This is a genomic window from Longilinea arvoryzae (genome assembly GCF_001050235.1).
GTDB lineage: Bacteria > Chloroflexota > Anaerolineae > Anaerolineales > Anaerolineaceae > Longilinea > Longilinea arvoryzae.
Genome location: NZ_DF967972.1, coordinates 2,183,657 through 2,201,163, shown reverse-complemented (window position 1 = coordinate 2,201,163; position 17,507 = coordinate 2,183,657). Strand labels below are relative to the sequence as shown.

The following is a 17,507-nucleotide window of genomic DNA, read 5'->3' as shown; positions in this document are numbered from 1 at the left end:
CAGTAAAATCAGTGTACCTACAAACTCCTGAAAAGTCAATTGTCTGACAACGTGATTTTTGTCACTTGTCCGACAATTCAGCACCATGCAATGTATTACGCAAAAGCATGGCAATTGTCATTGGGCCCACGCCGCCCGGAACGGGGCTGATGACGCCGGCGACTTCTTTGACCTCGTCGAAGTTTACGTCGCCCACCATGCGGTAGCCCTTCGGGCTGCTGGGATCATCGACGCGATTGATGCCGACATCGATCACCACCGCGCCCGGTTTGACCCAATCGCCGCGCACCATCTCGGGCTTACCCACAGCCGCCACCAGCACATCCGCCTGCCGCACCACATCCGGCAGGTTCCTGGTGCGCGAATGACAGATGGTCACGGTTGCGTTGGCGCGCACCAGCAGCAGCGCCACCGGCATGCCCACGATGTTGGAGCGCCCTAAAACCACGGCGTTGATACCCTCGATCTTGGGAACGGATTTCTGGATCATGTACATGCAGCCTTCCGGCGTGCAGGGTACAAAACTGGGCTCGCGGCCTTTCTGCGCCAGGCGGCCGATATTGACCGGATGAAAACCATCCACATCCTTCTCGATACTGATCAGATTGAGCACTCGCTCTTCGTCCAGGTGACCCGGAAGCGGAAGCTGAACCAGAATCCCGTTGACCTTTGGATCGGCGTTTAGTTCGCTGACCAGCTTTTCAACTTCTGCCTGGCTGGCAGTCGCGGGCAGCTCATAACCAAAGGATTCGATTCCCACCTCGGCACTGGCTTTACGCTTGGAGCGCACGTAGGATTGAGACGCCGGGTTATCCCCCACCAGCACGGTCGCCAGACCGGGGGCGGGTTTTCCGGCCGCAATGCGCGCCGCAACTCTAGCCTTCACATCCGCGCGGATTTCCGCAGCAAGCGCCTTGCCATCCAAAATTGTTGCAGTCATGGTTTTTTCTCCAATATTGAGATCATCTGGCTTGATCGATCATGCTAAAACTCAAGGACGCAGAAAAATGATTCCCGATTTTGTTACCTGTATATTATAGCCTTTGGTTAAAAATAAAGGACGGAAATCCGTCACGACCTTTGTGAAAATGTCAGATTTGAAAATAAGCGTGAAGCTGAGATCCGTTCGGATTTGCGTTCCTGTTTTGGCTGTCCTCGATTGACAAATAAAGAACTCGGAAATACAATTTACCGAGTTTTGTCAACTCAAGGGTAGGGATTTAAAAGTTGACATTTTTCAAAACCAACCTCTTTGACATTTGATCCCCGTAATTGAATAGGAAAAGAAGGCAGCTATGGCGTCGCAGACACATCTTGAAGCCCAGGTTCGCTGTTTCCCGGCGTACTTGGGTCGTATTTTGTTAACCATCATCATCACCATCGGTCTTCTGGGAATTTCCATTCCCCCGGTTCAGGCAGCCGGTGAAACCATCACCGGAAGGGTGACCAGTTCGGTGAACAACCAACCCATTGCCGGGGTAACCGTTTATGCCAACGAGTACGAGAGCGATCAAAATGTCGGAGATACCACCACCGCGGCGGATGGAAGTTACACACTTGTTGTAAATCCTGGAACCTACCGGGTTCGCGCCTGCCCCGGATGCAATGGACCAACATCCTATGCCAACACCTATGCCGGTGGAACGCCGGTTTGGGGAGATGATGAACCCATCCAGGTGGGCATCGATCAACACTATCCGTTGGATTTTTCACTCGATCCCGGAGGATCGATTTCCGGTGTCATCACCGATTCGAACGGCCATCCGATTTCGGGAATGACGATGGCTGTTATTAATGATAATAACCGATGGGTCGATGGGATGCAGACAGGAGATGACGGCTCCTACACCTTCTTTGGTGTACCTTATGGTAATTTCAGGGTACTGGCCTGCGGGGAATGCGACAATCCCACCCTGTATGTCAGCATTTATTATCCTGGCGTTATTCAATTTGAAGCAGCCGGGGTGCTTACCGTCGGCGAGGGTCTCAATCCATCCAATATTGATTTTCAAGTGCCGTTGGGGAATTCCATCCAGGGCACGGTTACCGATAACGCCACACCTGGCACAGCCCTGGTTGGAATAACGATGGGCGCTGTTCAATGGGATGGTGCAACCAGCCAATGGACGTGGTTCAAGTCCGTCGATACCGCTTCAGATGGAAGTTATAACCTCGCCGGGTTACCGGATGGCGACTACCGCGTTCAGGCCTGCCCGGAATGTTCCGGTAAATATTATTTGGGTGAATATTACGACAGCCAGACAAATATCGATTCTTCCACGAATTTTTCACTCTCCGGTGGAAGCGCTCAAACCGGCGTCAATTTCACGCTCGAACCGGCCGCGATAATCACCGGGCATGTCACCGATCGCAATGGTTCTGCGCTCCCCAATGTCCCCGTATCGGCAGAAAACACGGTGGATGGCTCGAATTTCAATACCTGGACCGACGGAGAAGGAAATTACGCTCTCAACGCCAGACCGGGCAATTACATCGTCCATACCCAGTTGAATTGGAACAGCGATTATAACCAGATTAACCTGGTGGACGAGTATTTCGATCATGTCGCCAGCCTGGATCAGGCAAGCCCGCTTTCCCTCACGGCGCGAACGACGACCTCCGGCATCGATTTTTCTCTCCGACCGGGCAATACCATTCAGGGTTCGGTCAGCGATACTTCGGAAACACCCCGGCCGCTGTCGGGCATAATGGTCGCGGCCCTCAAATGGGACACCGATGAATGGCTGAAGAACGTGCTGACCGATGAAAACGGAAACTACACAATGACCGGGCTCGCGGATGGCACGTACCGCATCCAGGCCTGCCCGGATTGCGTATCCCAACCTTACGTCAGCCGGTATTACAACAATACCCCGGATTATGGAGCCGCCACGCCCCTGGTGTTGAGCGGAGCCGGAACGACCTCGGGCATCAATTTCACGCTCGATCCGGCCGGGATCATCTCTGGCCACGTCACCGCAGCGGATGGAACGACTTCCCTGAGCAATATTCCGGTGTATGCTGAAAATTCGCAGACCTATGCTGGATTTAACGCCTGGACGGACCAGGATGGGAATTATTCCATCTTTGTCACGCCGGGTTATTATCGACTTCGTACCATGGTCGGCTGGAATTCCGATCTGGACGGGATGAATTACGTCGACCAAATCTACGATCACGTGGTCAACCTCGAGGAAGCTCCGATCATCCAGGCCACCGCGGGTCAGACCACATCCGGTCACGATTTCGCGCTCGAACAGGGCGGCGCCCTGAGCGGGACGATCAGCGACGACCAGGGTACGCCATTGGAAAATGCCACTGTGATGGCCGTGGCGGCCGATGGTTCACGGCGCAGTTACGGCAGCCAGGCCACCGGTCCGGATGGTATTTACACTTTGCGTGGTTTACCCGCTGGAAATTACATCCTGCGCGCCTCGCATGAAGGCAGCCAGGCGCTTTATTATGGTGGGAATCCCAATTGGAATACAGACCACCCGGTGACGATCACCATCGGTGCGACGAATGGAAATATCAATTTTGGACTTCCTGTGCAAGGCGGTGAAGATCCAAATTTGCTGACGATGCGCCAGTCGGCCACCATCGCCGATATGATCGATCCCGGCTGGGTCGAATATGTTCAAAACGCTTATCTGGTCGACCAAATTTTCTCCGGGATGACCCGCATCAATCCTGCGGATGGATCGACGCTGTCGAATCTGTCCGACTCCGCGTCCTGGCAATCCGGCGATAACACCCATTGGACCTTCAGCCTGCGCAACGGTTTGACCTGGAGTGATGGTTCGCCGCTGACGGCGGCTGACATTCGTTTTGCTCTGCTGCGCAACCTGAAGATGGATGGCGTTGTCGACGACATGTTGATCATCCAGGGAGCTGAGGCTTATCGCAATGGCACCGCTGACGCTGACCAGGTCGGCATCACCCTGGATACCGCCGATCCCGGGCACATCATCCATTTTACGTTGACGCAAAAGGTTGCCTTCTTCCCGACTTTACTGTCGACCATGGCTGCCCGCCCGCTACCGCAGCTATTGATTCAGGCATTCCCGGATTCCTGGACATCGCTGGATAAACTGGTCACCAGTGGACCTTACCGCCTGATGGAGTGGGATGGGGCGCATGTCCTGTTACAGAAAAATCCGAATTTCATCGACGCAGATAAAGTTCAAATCCAGCAGGTGGTGATGAAGAGCGGTTCATCGACGGATCAGGCCTGGAACCAGTACCTGAGCGGCGAACTGGATACCGCCGTGATTCCGCCATCGCACATCGCGGATGCGAAAAATGACCCCGCCATCCAGGACCAGCTCAATCTGGTCGCACAGCAGTGCACGTTCTTCGCCGGTTTCAGTTCAAGTGAGATCGAGTCCACCCTGGGTTTGACGGGTGCCAATGCAGCCCTGTTCCGTCGAGCCTTGATCGAGGCCGTAGATCGGGATGCCTTTACCACTCAGACGGTCTCCGGAACAATGCCGGCATGGACGTATATCGCTCCCGGTGTGTTAGGTCATTCGGATGAGACTTCCGGAATCTATCCTGCTTATGATCCCACCCAGGCCCTCGAGGATATCCAGGCTGCCTTCAGTGGCAATTACACCGGGTTGCCGGCCATTCCGTTGTATTACGCCGACGATGCCCCCAATGCCGGTGCCCAACAGGATCAGATGGAATTTCTGGCCACAGCCTGGAACCAGACCTTGAATGCACATTTCACGGTAGAAGGAATTTCCCAGCAACAATATACCGATAAAATCTTGGCCGGCCAGATGCTGGTCGCCCGCAGGGGATGGTGCTCGGATTACAACGATGGGTATAATTTCCTGAGCTCGATGTATTCCATGGATGCCATATTTGGTGGCTGGCAAAATGACGCATACGATGCACTCTTGAGCAGCGCCGCCAGCAGCACCACCGAGACCGAACGCAGGCAATACTACCAGCAGGCTGAAGAAATCCTTCTGAAGACCGATGCAGTTTTAATGCCGTTGTATTACAGCGTAAGTCCCAACCTCTCACGCGGTTTCGTGCGCAGCTTTGGCGTGGGTGGGGTGGATTACATCGCCGATTGGACGTTGGAACGTACCGACACAACCACTGTCGGCGTCCCAACCAGTGCGGCGTTAGGCGCTCCGGCAAGCACTGAATTCTCTCCCAACGGCGAGGAAGGGCGTGTGTCTTATTCAATCCCGGCGGGCGGCTTCACCGATGGAACGACTCTTATCCATACCGGTCTTTTGACCTATGACCTTACCCACCTGCCTGAAGGAATGCAAAAGACTTCGCTCTACTTCACTTTCAAGGCTGAGGACGCAACCCACCAACCGGTGATGCCTGCCGCCGATTACACGCTCAGCGTGCACTACGCTCAGACGGAGATCGACGCCTTGAATTTGACCGAAAGCAGCCTAAGCCTTTATTATTGGGACGCTGCAAGTTCCCGATGGGTGAAAGATCCGAACAGTCACATCGACACTTCCACCAACACCATCACGACCACCACGCGCCATGAGGGTGAGTGGCTGGTCCTGGGCTCGGATAACTCTTCGCAGGTTTTCCTGCCCTTCATAACCCGATAGTTCACGAGTCATTCAAAACAATCCTCCCCCATTTCAATATACTGGGGGAGGATTGTTCTATCCTCCGGACCAGGTCCGCAAGGGTAACGGTGCAAGTGTGAAGGAGAAGGGCCGGGCTGTCCCGGAAATTTACCCTTGTTTTTCACTGACAGATATACTTTAGGCTATAATCGAACCAGAGAATAGGAGGAAATGCTCTCATGACCAAAATTTGTGTGATTGGAACCGGTTATGTCGGTCTGGTTACAGGCTCCTGTTTTGCTGATCTGGGTAACACGGTCGCCTGTCTGGATGTGGATGATACACGCATCAGTAAATTAAAGAACGGCGTCATGCCGATCTACGAGCCCGGGCTGGAACAACTGGTTTCCCAGAACGTTCGCGCCGGCCGTTTGAGTTTTACAACGGAATATTCCGAGGCGCTCAAAGAGACCGAAATCGCGTTCATCGCTGTGGGCACTCCCTCCGGATCGGACGGAGAAGCCGACCTGCAATACGTCCGTTCAGCCGCCGAATCGATCGCCGATCTGGTCGACGACCCCATTATTATTGTCAACAAATCCACCGTGCCGGTCGGCACTGGCGACTGGGTCGCCGACGTGGTCCGGAAACGCCGGGGCGGCAAGGCCCTCGAATTTCACGTGGTGTCCAACCCCGAGTTCCTGCGCGAAGGATCGGCGATCAACGATTTCATGAACCCGGACCGGGTTGTGCTGGGTTCGACCGAACGCGAAGCTGCCAACAAGGTGGCCCAGCTCTACCTCACCCTGCGCTGCCCGATCGTGATCACCGATTTGCGCACCGCCGAGATGATCAAGTACGCCTCCAATGCCTTCCTGGCCACCCGAATTTCCTTCATCAACGAAATCGGCAACATTTGCGAAGAGCTCGGCGCGGATGTTTGCGAAGTGGCCCGCGGAATGGGGCTCGACAAACGCATCGGACCGTCGTTCCTGGATGCCGGCCTGGGCTGGGGTGGTTCGTGCTTCCCCAAGGATGTCAAGGCACTGGCGCACATGGCCGTCCTGCATGGCACCCAACCCCAATTGTTGCAGGCCGTGATGGAAATCAACCGCAACCAGCGCCGCCGCGTGATCGTCAAACTGCGCAAGGCGTTGGGCGGCCTGAATGACCGCGAAATCGGCATCCTCGGGCTGGCGTTCAAGCCCAACACGGATGACATGCGCGAAGCCCCGGCTGTGGAAGTGATTCACCTGCTGCAAAACGAAGGCGCGCACGTCAAGGCCTACGATCCGCAGGCCATGGAAAACGCCGGTCAAATGTTCCCGCGCCTGACGTTGTGCAGCAACCCCTATGAAGTGGCCGATGGCGTGGATGCGCTGGTCCTGACCACCGAATGGAACGAGTTCAAGCAGCTCGATTTCGACCGCATTCGCGGCCTGATGCGCCAGCCCGTCATCATCGATGGCCGCAACCTGTGGGATGGCGAACGACTACGCGCACAGGGCTTTAATTACTACGGCATCGGCCGTGGTAACCATTTACCGGATTAATTTCCACTTTTCCTCATCGACACCCGGAGTAATGAACTGCTCCGGGTGTTTTTTTTACAAAATCGATAAATGCCCTGTAATTATTCCGTGCGTTTTCTGGAATCGTTGCATAATATTGATATTCATAATCGATTGATAATAATATCTTCTTGCCCCCAACAAATCAGCCTTCTCCACAAATAAATCAAAATGGATAAGAATCAACGCCCTTCTCTTCTTAATCGCCTTGCCGATTTCGTAACCACGAATATTCGCGGACGCTCAGCGCCGGATCAAAATTTGGACCTGGACGCGCTGTTTGGCAAATCGGATGAACCCCGGCATGGAGATCAGTCCCCCACGCGCTGGTTTACAACGGTGATGGGCCTGCTTGAAAACGATCAGGATTTTTCCAAATATGGTTATCTTTTGAATCTTTCTCAAACCCAATTGGATACCTTGTCGCCCGGGCAGAAACAATGGTGGGTTTATTTCAAGGGCCGGGCGGCGATGGATGCCCGGCAATGGACGGAAGCCTTATCCATCTTGCAGGATTTGCAGGCCAAGGATTTGGAGCCGGAACTTCAGGCCTGTCTGACCATGGACACAGCGACTGTCCATTTGAGATTGGGCCGGTTCCTCGAGGCCCTCGAACAATACCAGATCGCGCTGAGAATTGCCCGCAGTCAGAGAAATCATTATATGGAGGCTCAGGTGCTCAATAACCTGGGCGTCGTTTACATGGACTTGACGAAATGGGAAGATGCCCTGGCCTGCCACCGTAAAAGTTTGGAGATCATGCGCAAATTAGGGGCGAAACAGGATGAAGCCAAAAGCCTGTTCAATATCGCCGACATCCACGCTCGGATGGGTAAATGGCCTGCCGCCAGGCAAGAGTACCTGGAGAGTCTGTCCATTTTTCAAAAAATCGGTGATTCTGTCGGATTTAGCAAGGTATTGCACGGCCTGGGCACACTTTATCGGTTTCAGGGGAACTACCCCGAGGCCTTGCAAGCCTTCAACGCCGGTCTTTCAATCCTTTATAAACTGAAAAACCATGAAGATATCGTCAATGAACTGATCGAGATCAGTTTCATCCACATGCTCGACCGTCACTGGCGCGAAGCCTCAGCCAACCTGGACAAGGCGCTGGAAATTACTGCCGCTGAGGGCCTTTCCGGTCCGGAGGTTACGGTTCGGATTCAAACCGGCTTGTGCCATATGCTCCAGTACCGGTGGGATGAGGCCAGGGAACAATTCCAGGCCGCGCTGGAAAAAGCGCGAGAAACCGGCGATCGAATTCGAGAGTTCAATGCTCTTTCGAACATCGGACGGTTTTTCGAGGCTCAAAATCGTTGGGAAGAGGCCAATTCCTGTTTTCAGGAAAGCCTGGCGATTGCCCGCGAATTGAACGACAAAGTCGCGGAATCGCGTGCCTTGCAAAACCGGGGACATCTTCTTTACATTCAAAACGATCCTGAAGGCGCAATAACCCTGCTGGAACAGGCGCTGGCGATCCAGAAGGAATTGGGATTTCAACCGGATATCGCCGATCTCCTGGTCCTGCTTGGGACTGCGAACATGGATTCCGGCGAACCGAAGCGAGCCTTATCGAACTTTGAGGAAGCCCTGGAAATTTATCACGATCTCGACATCCGTTCGGAAGAATTGGACGTCAAAACGAGAATCGGCTGGCTCGATGCTTCGACGGGAAAGTGGGCAGAAGCGCTCGCCCTATTTCAATCCAATCTCGACCTCGCCATCGAATCCGGGGATCTGCCCGGCCAGTACGATGCGCTCGCCAGTTGCGCCCATATCGCCGAAATTCAAAATGACTGGCAAAATGCCGAAGACCGATATCGCAAAGCGCAGGAAATCACCCGGGAAATCGGCGACCCCCGTCTGGTGGTCAGGGTTGGCAATGCTCTGGCCAAAATCTACGCCCGTCAGGCTGATTGGACGCATGCATTCCAATTTTTCGAGGAAAGTCTGGCAATTGTAGAGCAGCTTGGAATTCAACGCGAAAAGATAGCAATCCTGAAGGAAATCAGCCATCTATATCTACGTCAGGGCAAATTGGAAGAAGCCCGGACGTATCTTGAAAAATGTACGCAGATCCTTCAAGGCCTGGAAGATCCTGTCGAAGGAGATCTCCTGATCCAATCCGGCCGGATCTCTTTCGCGCAGGGAAATTGGGCGGAGGCCCTGGAGAACTACCGGGCGGGGCTCGCAATCTTTCAGAAGATCAAGGACATTCGTAGTGAAAGCCAGGCCAACATATTGATTGGCATGATCTACAAAAACCGGGGTGAGCTGGATCGGGCTAGTGAATACATCTCCACTGCGATGCAAAATTGGATCAAAACGGAGGATTTTTTACAACAGGTGATCTGCCAGAGTCTATTGGCGGATATCCAAAGGCTGCGCGGAAAATTTGCCGAGGCTCTGGAAGGGCAGAAAAAGGCCCTGGCCGTCTTCGAGCAATTGGGGGCTCAATCTTTAACGGCGGTAACTCAGTCAGAGATCGGGACGATATTTTACAATCAGGGAAATTTGACCGAAGCCCTGGCGTGGCATGAGAAAAGTCTGGAACTCAGGTCCGCCCTCGGGAACAGTCTCGAAATCGCCTCGTCGTATAACGATATGGGTTTGATCTACCAAACGCAAGGTCTCCTGGACAAGGCTCTGGAAAAATACACGGCCGCCCGGGCCATTTTTCAGCAGTTTAATCGGTTTCAATCGAGCGCAGTGGTGCAGTCCAACATTGCGAACATTCTATCGATGCGAGGGGAATGGATCGAAGCGTTATCCATGCATGAAGAAAGTCTGAGTGTTTATCGGCAATTGGGGGATCGGCGTGGAGAAAGCATCGTCCTGAACAATTTAGGGACGGTCTACATGAGGCAAAGCCGGTGGGATCAAGCGCTTGAGAGGTTCAATTCGAGCCTGAAACTATCGAAGGAACTGGGCGACCCACATCTCGAAAGCACTAATTTGAATAATATTGGTTCTGTCTGTTGGTCGAGAGGTCAATGGGATGAAAGCCTGGCAAGTTATCAATCCAGCCTGGAGCTGGCCTGCAGGCTGGGTGATCTTCACGGAGAAGCGTTGGCCCGGATTGGCTTGGGGCTCATCCAGGATGCGAAAGGCAAATGGGATGAAGCCAAAACCCATTATCTTTCCAGCCTGGAAATTTCTCGATCGTCAGGTTATCGCGAACTCGAAGTGACTGCCTTGATCAATCTTGGCTCGATCGAAGAAGATCAGGGAAAATGGGCGGATGCAGCCCGTTTTTTTCAAACCGCCCTCACCCTCGAACAGCAATCCGGGAATCGCCAGGGGATGGCCCGGGCATTGAATTGTCTGGGCAATGTCCTGGAGCACCAGGGCCGGTGGGAAGATGCGCTGGCTCAATACAATCTCGGTTTGAAGATCAGACAAGAGTTGGGCGATCGAAGAGGAATTGCCGGTTCCCAGCAGGATATGGCCATTATCTATTGCAACCAGGGGAAATTAACCGAAGCGCTTCCGCTCCTTCAATCCTGCCTGTCCATCAAACGCGAATTTGGCGATCGAAAAGGGGAAGGCTCGATTCTCAACAATCTGGGCAATCTCCACCAGGAACAAGGAAATTGGGACGAAGCCCTCGAATGCTTCAACGCGGCCCTGATGATTGCCAGAGAATTTGGGAATCGGCAGGGACAGGCCAATGCGCTGACGAACATGGCGAATATATTTTCGCACCAGTGTAGATGGAAGGAAGCAGAGGATCAATACTTAGCCGGCCTGGGGATCCAAAATGAATTGGGAGACCGGCCAGGCCAGATGAATACCCTGAACAACCTCGGCAATATTTGTATGGGGCAGGGGAAACGCGAAAAGGCCCGATCTTTTTATCAGACCAGCCTTTCTCTTGCCCGCGAGTTGGGATCACCCAAAAGTGAGGGGATGACGATGAACAACATCGGAAATATTTATGAGACCCTGGGGCAATTGGAAGATGCCCGCAAATACTACCTCGAGAATCTGGCATTGCGGAAGAAAATTGGGGATAAACGCGGCGTGGCCTTCGCAATGAGCAACCTGGGGTATATCAGCCGGCAACAAGGGCGTTGGGATGAAGCCAAAGATTGCTTCAGCACGGCCCTGACTCTGATCCGCGAAATCGGTGACCGCTGGAGTGAAGCGATGGTTTTGAACAATTTGGGCCAGTTCCATACCGAACGCGGCGAATGGCAGCCGGCTTTCGATTTCTTCAGCCAGAGCCTGCGCATCAAAGAGTCACTCGGGGATGAAGTCGGCAAGGCCTATACCTACCACGACCTGGGTAAGTTTTATTCCAAACGCAGCGAATGGGAGAACGCAGAGAAATATTTCCGGTTGGCATTATCCATTCGCCAGCCCTTGAAGGACTTGCCCGGTATGAGTGAAACCCTCGCTGCGCTAAGCGAAACCTATCGCAGGCGCGGTTTATGGGAACAGGTCATCGACATCCAGCAGCAGCTCCTGGAAATCTCGCGCAGGCTGGCCGAGGCCGCCAGAGAGAAATAACCAACCTATCACACCATGAACTGGTGATGCTCTTTCAGGTACGCCTTGAGGTACTGGCCGGTATAGGAATCTTCGCTCGCGCACACCTCTTCCGGCGTGCCCGTGGCCACGATCAACCCGCCGCGGTCGCCGCCTTCAGGGCCCAGGTCGATGAGGTAATCGGCCACTTTGATGATATCGAGGTTGTGCTCGATGATCAGGACCGTGTTGCCCGCTTCCACCAAGCGCTGCAGCACCTCGATCAGGCGGTGAACGTCGGCGGCGTGCAGGCCCACGGAGGGTTCATCCAGCACGTAGAGTGTGCGTCCGGTGGCCCGGCGGGATAGTTCGCGCGCCAGTTTGACGCGCTGCGCTTCTCCACCCGAAAGCGTGGTGGCCGGTTGGCCGATGCGCACATACCCCAAACCCACGTCCTGCAGGGTGCGCAGCTTATTCTCGATGGATGGAAAACTGGCAAACAATTCCAGCCCTTCCTCGACGGTCGTGTCGAGCACATCGGCGATGGATTTACCCTTGAAATGCACCTGGAGGGTCTCGCGGTTGAAACGGCTGCCGTGACAGACGTCGCAGGGCACGTAAACGTCCGGTAGGAACTGCATTTCGATACGCAGTTGTCCCTGTCCCTGGCAGGCTTCGCAGCGGCCCCCGTGCACGTTGAATGAAAAACGCCCCGATTTGTAGCCGCGCATTTTACTCTCCGGCATTTCGGCGAAAAGGGAACGAATCTCGTCGAACATGCCGGTATACGTGGCCGGGTTGGAACGCGGCGTGCGCCCGATGGGAGACTGGTCGATATCGATGACCTTGTCGATCAGTTCGATACCCTCGATTTTGTCGTAATCGCCGGGTTGCGTATGCGCGCGGTTGACATCCCGCGCCAGCGCTTTGTAAAGCACATCCACCATCAAGGTCGATTTGCCCGAGCCGGAAACGCCCGTGATGCACACCAGTTTTCCCAACGGGACGTCGACGTCGACGTTGTGCAGGTTGTTGGCGCGCGCGCCGATAATGCGCAGATGCTTTCCGTTGCCCAGACGACGGTTGGGCGGCAGCGGCACCTGCCTGCGGCCCGAGAGATACGCGCCGGTGATCGAATTGGGGTCCTCCAGAATTTGCGCTGGCGTGCCTTCGGCAATCACGTGTCCACCGTGCTCGCCGGCGCCCGGCCCCAGGTCGATCACCCAATCCGCCGAGCGGATGGTTTCGTCATCATGTTCCACCACCAGCACGGTATTGCCCAGGTCACGCAGGCGCTTCAACGTTTCCAGCAAACGGCTGTTGTCGCGCGGGTGCAGGCCGATGGACGGTTCATCCAATACGTACAGGACCCCCATCAATCGCGAGCCGATCTGGGTAGCCAGACGAATGCGCTGCGCCTCGCCGCCGGAAAGCGATCCGGACGGCCGGCGCAGGGTCAGATAATTCAAGCCGACATCCACCAGGAAACCCAGGCGGGCGTGAATTTCCTTCACCACCCGATCCACGATCGCCTGCTGGCGTGGACTGAGCGACGATTCAGAGCCGCCCAACCGGTCGATCCAGGCCAGGGTACGCGACACGGGCCATTCGGTCACCTCAACGATATTTTGATCGTCCACCGTCACGGCCAGCGCCTCCGCGCGCAGTCGGGTCCCCTTGCAGGTGGGGCATGGCCGGTCGCTCATGAATTCGGAAATCTTGTTGCGAATATATTCCGAATTTGTCTCGCGGTAACGCCGCTCCAGGTTGGGGATGACCCCTTCGAAAGTGGTCGTATACGATGTCTCGCGGCCGTTTTGACCACTGAACTGCATGGTCATTTCGTCCGCGCCGGTGCCATACAGGATTTTTTGTATTTTTTCCGGGGCAATGGTGCGAACCGGCACATCCAGGTCGATATGGAAGCGTTTGGCCACGGATTCCACCATTTGCCAGTAATAACCGCCCTGCTCGCGCGGGCCATTCCATTCCATCGCGGCTATGGCGCCCTCTTTGAATGAACGGTCGGGGTCCGGGATCAACAGTTCAGGATCGATTTCCAATTTACTGCCCAGACCCTGACAATCCGGGCAGGCGCCGTGGGGGGTGTTGAACGAAAAAGTACGCGGCTCGATCTCCGGCAGACTGACGCCGTGAACCGGGCAGGCCAGGTGCTCCGAAAAATACAGGTCCACCGGCGGTTCAACGGCCAGGTTCTGGACCGTCAGATAGCCTTCGCCCATCTTCAAGGCCGTCTCAACCGAATCGGTCAGACGCGAGCGCATTTGCTTGCGGTCCTCCTCGCTCTCCGGACGGTTGACCACCAACCGATCGACGACGGCTTCGATGGTGTGGATTTTGTAGCGATCGAGGCTGATCTCTTCATCCAGGCTGTAAACCGTGCCATCGGCGCGCACGCGCACGAACCCGGCCTTGCGGACCTCATCCAGCACGGCCTGATAGGTGCCTTTGCGGCCGCGCACCACCGGCGCCAGAATCAACAGGCGCGATCCTTCGGGCAGCTTTTCGAGCGCTTCCACAATTTCCTGAGCGGACTGCTTGCTGACCTCGCGTCCGCAGACCGGGCAATGCGGGATGCCGGCCCGCGCGAACAGCAGACGCAGGTAATCATATATTTCGGTAACCGTGCCGACCGTCGAACGCGGATTGTGCGAGGTGGATTTCTGGTCGATGGACACCGCGGGCGAAAGACCGTCGATGTAATCGACATCCGGTTTCTCCATCTGGCCTAGGAACTGGCGGGCGTACGCCGACAGGGATTCGACATACCGGCGCTGGCCTTCAGCAAAAATGGTGTCGAACGCCAGCGAGCTCTTTCCGGAACCCGAAAGGCCGGTAATTACCACCAGCTTGTCGCGAGGGATCTCGACGGTAATATTCTTCAGATTATGGGCCCGCGCGCCTACGACGCGGATCACGTTTTGACTCATCATTCCATTCTCAACCTTCCACGAGGAATCGTCTTCCCCGTTCAATTCGTGACCTTGAATTATACCATCCAGCGCAAGTCCATCGTCGATTTTCACTCTGGGTCCGAATTCCATGTGTCGCTCCTCCCGAATATCCACATTATATCGAAATTATGTTCATAGAACAAGAGTTAAATAATGACAGCCGGTATGGTTTTAAATAATGCCGGCCGATCCGAACCCTTTGAATTTCGGGCGATGCTATACTTCTAGCATCCCCCACCTGTAAAGGACGAATCCATGGATCAAAAAGCACACAAACGCGCCATCAGCGCATGGACCATGTACGATTGGGCCAACTCAGCCTTTGCCACCACCATCATGGCGGCTGTCTTGCCGGTCTATTACACCTCGGTGGCCACCGCGGGTCTGGCGCCCAACATCGCCACAGCCTACTGGGGATATACGTCCTCCTTTTCGGCATTGCTGGCTGCCATCATCAGCCCCATTCTGGGCGCGGTTGCGGATTTCAGCGGTTCGAAGAAAAAATTTCTGACGGCTTTCATGGCACTGGGCGTGACCGGCACGGCCCTGCTCTATTTCATCCAATCCGGCGACTGGCTGCTGGCCTCGCTTTTCTTCACCTTTGGTAATATCGGCTTCGCCGGCAGCCTGGTTTACTACGATGCGCTCCTGCCGCACGTCGCCGGTCCGGAGGAGATCGACCAGGTCTCCTCGCGCGGTTACGCCATGGGATACATCGGCGGCGGGCTGTTGTTGGCCATCAACCTGGTCATGATCATGGTCCTGCCGGGTCTGATCCCCGGCCTGGATACCGGCCTGATGACGCGCCTGTCCTTCGTCACCGTTGCGGTCTGGTGGGCGGTCTTTACCCTGCCATTGCTGCTGCACGTCAAAGAACCCCAACGCCGGATTCACCCCGGAGAAGAGAACTACCAGCCCATTCAGGCCAGTTTCCACCGCCTGGGCCAGACCTTCCGCGAACTGGGTAAATACCGCGATCTGGCCATGGCCATGCTGGCCTTCTGGGTTTACGCCAACGGCATCGGCACCATCATCGTCATGGCCACGGCCTATGGCAATGAACTGGGTTTTGGCAAGACGACCCTGATTGGCACGCTGCTGATGGTGCAGTTCCTGGCCGCGCCGTTTGCCATTCTCTTCGGCAGGCTCTCGCGAAAAATTGGCACCAAGAAGTCTATCTATATCAGCCTGGCGATCTACACCCTGATCGCCATCGCCGGCTTCTTCCTGTATCACGAGTGGCAGTTCTGGGCGTTGGGGGCGGCTGTCGCCACCGTTCAGGGCGGCAGCCAGGCACTCTCGCGGTCATTGATCGGCCGCCTGATGCCCAAGAGCAAATCGGCCGAGTTCTACGGCTTCTTCAGCGTCTTCGAGAAATTTGCCTCGATCCTGGGGCCCTTCCTCTTCGGCGTGGTTTCGACCATCGTCGGGCACAGCCGCCTGAGCATCCTGTCATTGTTCGTTTTCTTCCTGGTCGGCATGCTTCTGCTGACCCGGGTCGACGTCGAACGCGGCATGAAAGCCGCCCAGGAAGAAGAGCAGGAGATGGTGGACCGGCAGGCAAACCCCGGAGTAGCGTAGCCAACCTGTTCGACCCGCAAATACATCAGGGCTGTCGCCGCGCGGTGACAGCCCTGACTTGTTTGGAGGGGCTGGAACAGGATTAAGAAATACAACTCCGAAATCCACGAAACACACGAACGGGAAGAAAGGAAAGAGAAAGGGATTGACAAACCTGATGGAGAAAATGAGTCTAAAATTGTTATTAACTGCCAATAATTAAATTACAAAGTGAAAATAAATATGGGAGGAGAAAACCATGTCCGAAGCGACCCTTCAAGCCATGCGCATTCTGCGGGACCCGGCCACACTGCAGTGGTATGTGATTCCCCTGCTGGCATTGTTATTCTATATCTACACCATCGAAGTCCAGAAGCGGGACTGGAGTCTAGTGCTGGCCGGCCTGACCTTCTGGGGGATGGATTGGATCAATGAAATCTGGAACGCCCTGGTGCTCCATTTCAACGGCTTCGCGCCGGTCTGGGGCGCGCCGGGAAAGACGGCCTTCTTGATCCTGGCGGGGTTGAACATCGAGATCACATTCATGTTCGCCATCAGCGGCATCATCTGGTGCAAGATGCTGCCGGCAGACCGGAAGACAAAGATCCTCGGGCTGCCGAACCGTTGGTTCTTCATCATCGCCGGTTCGATCTTCTGCGTTATCATCGAGTGCATCCTCAACGCCGCCGGGATGCTCACCTGGGATTACCCCTGGTGGAGTCGGTCGGCGCCCTGGCTGATCTTCCTCATCGGTTATGTGCCCTTTTTCCTGGCGTCCTTCTGGGTGTACGATATGAAGAAAATCAAGAATAAACTGATTGCTGTGAGCGTCGTCTGGGGCCTGGTGCTGGGCTCGTTGCTCGTCTTCATTCCAATGGGTTGGATCTGAGAGAATTCGTCGAGTTCGGAGACTAAGAAAAGGGCTGTCGAAAAAATCGACAGCCCTTATGCTGGATCGCTTTTGAAAATTAGTGGGTCAACTGGTAAAGTTCGACCAGCACGCCGCCGGTGCTCTTGGGGTGAACGAAAGCCATCTTGCGGCCGGGCAGAACCTGCGCGGTTTCATTGATCAGGCGCACGCCTTTGGCTTTCAATTCGGTCAGCATCGCATCGATGTCGTCGACTTCGAAGCACAAATGGTGCATGCCGGCGCCGCGTTCGGCGATGAATTTTGCCACACCGGTGTCGTCAGCGGTCGGTTTGACCAGTTCGACGTCGCTCTCACCGCACGGGATGAAAGCCACCATCGACTTCGAGCTGGCGACTTCCTCGACGTGATCGACTTCCAAGCCGAGCGCGTCGCGCCAGAAGGTGAGCGAGGCGTCGATATCCGGCACCGCAATGCCGATATGGTTGATTTTGATGATTTTTGGCAT

General features: G+C 55.0%; 8 protein-coding genes. 5 read left to right on the top strand and 3 right to left on the bottom strand.

Annotated features, from left to right (window positions below):
• Positions 1-61: 61 nt before the first annotated feature.
• On the bottom strand, positions 62-940 hold the full coding sequence (folD, locus tag LARV_RS09765) for a bifunctional methylenetetrahydrofolate dehydrogenase/methenyltetrahydrofolate cyclohydrolase FolD (protein WP_075073464.1): 879 nt from the start codon (positions 938-940) through the stop codon (positions 62-64).
• A gap of 355 nt (positions 941-1,295) precedes the next feature.
• On the opposite strand from folD, the gene LARV_RS09760 reads away from it, so the two are divergent.
• The 3 genes from LARV_RS09760 to LARV_RS09750 all read left to right on the top strand — a co-directional run bounded on the left by LARV_RS09760 (position 1,296) and on the right by LARV_RS09750 (position 11,638).
• Positions 1,296-5,594, top strand: a complete 4,299-nt coding sequence (locus LARV_RS09760) for a carboxypeptidase regulatory-like domain-containing protein (RefSeq protein WP_075073463.1) — start codon at positions 1,296-1,298, stop codon at positions 5,592-5,594.
• A 200-nt stretch (positions 5,595-5,794) separates the two neighbouring features.
• Positions 5,795-7,108, top strand: a complete 1,314-nt coding sequence (locus tag LARV_RS09755) for a UDP-glucose dehydrogenase family protein (RefSeq protein ID WP_075073462.1) — start codon at positions 5,795-5,797, stop codon at positions 7,106-7,108.
• A 189-nt stretch (positions 7,109-7,297) separates the two neighbouring features.
• Positions 7,298-11,638 carry a tetratricopeptide repeat protein gene (locus tag LARV_RS09750; RefSeq protein WP_075073461.1) on the top strand — a complete coding sequence of 1,447 codons (4,341 nt, stop codon included), beginning with the start codon at positions 7,298-7,300 and terminating at the stop codon, positions 11,636-11,638.
• An 8-nt stretch (positions 11,639-11,646) separates the two neighbouring features.
• Here the strand turns inward: LARV_RS09750 and uvrA are convergent, their stop codons facing one another.
• Positions 11,647-14,547 (bottom strand): excinuclease ABC subunit UvrA, encoded by a 2,901-nt coding sequence (gene uvrA, locus LARV_RS09745; RefSeq protein WP_075075182.1) that lies wholly within the window; start codon positions 14,545-14,547, stop codon positions 11,647-11,649.
• Positions 14,548-14,826: 279 nt separating this feature from the next.
• On the opposite strand from uvrA, the gene LARV_RS09740 reads away from it, so the two are divergent.
• Entirely contained in the window at positions 14,827-16,152 is a 1,326-nt protein-coding gene (locus tag LARV_RS09740; RefSeq protein ID WP_075073460.1) for an MFS transporter, read from the top strand.
• A 238-nt stretch (positions 16,153-16,390) separates the two neighbouring features.
• Positions 16,391-17,020 (top strand): hypothetical protein, encoded by a 630-nt coding sequence (locus LARV_RS09735; protein WP_075073459.1) that lies wholly within the window; start codon positions 16,391-16,393, stop codon positions 17,018-17,020.
• A gap of 79 nt (positions 17,021-17,099) precedes the next feature.
• Here LARV_RS09735 and mce read toward each other — a convergent pair whose 3' ends face one another.
• Positions 17,100-17,507 (bottom strand): methylmalonyl-CoA epimerase, encoded by a 408-nt coding sequence (mce, locus tag LARV_RS09730; protein ID WP_075073458.1) that lies wholly within the window; start codon positions 17,505-17,507, stop codon positions 17,100-17,102.

What these genes read in the sequence shown, in the direction of transcription:
- folD (WP_075073464.1), bottom strand. Translation starts at nt 940, where the DNA reads ATGACTGCAACAATTTTGGATGGCAAGGCGCTTGCTGCGGAAATCCGC.
- LARV_RS09760 (WP_075073463.1), top strand. Translation starts at nt 1,296, where the DNA reads ATGGCGTCGCAGACACATCTTGAAGCCCAGGTTCGCTGTTTCCCGGCG.
- LARV_RS09755 (WP_075073462.1), top strand. Translation starts at nt 5,795, where the DNA reads ATGACCAAAATTTGTGTGATTGGAACCGGTTATGTCGGTCTGGTTACA.
- LARV_RS09750 (WP_075073461.1), top strand. Translation starts at nt 7,298, where the DNA reads ATGGATAAGAATCAACGCCCTTCTCTTCTTAATCGCCTTGCCGATTTC.
- uvrA (WP_075075182.1), bottom strand. Translation starts at nt 14,547, where the DNA reads ATGAGTCAAAACGTGATCCGCGTCGTAGGCGCGCGGGCCCATAATCTG.
- LARV_RS09740 (WP_075073460.1), top strand. Translation starts at nt 14,827, where the DNA reads ATGGATCAAAAAGCACACAAACGCGCCATCAGCGCATGGACCATGTAC.
- LARV_RS09735 (WP_075073459.1), top strand. Translation starts at nt 16,391, where the DNA reads ATGTCCGAAGCGACCCTTCAAGCCATGCGCATTCTGCGGGACCCGGCC.
- mce (WP_075073458.1), bottom strand. Translation starts at nt 17,507, where the DNA reads ATGCCAAAAATCATCAAAATCAACCATATCGGCATTGCGGTGCCGGAT.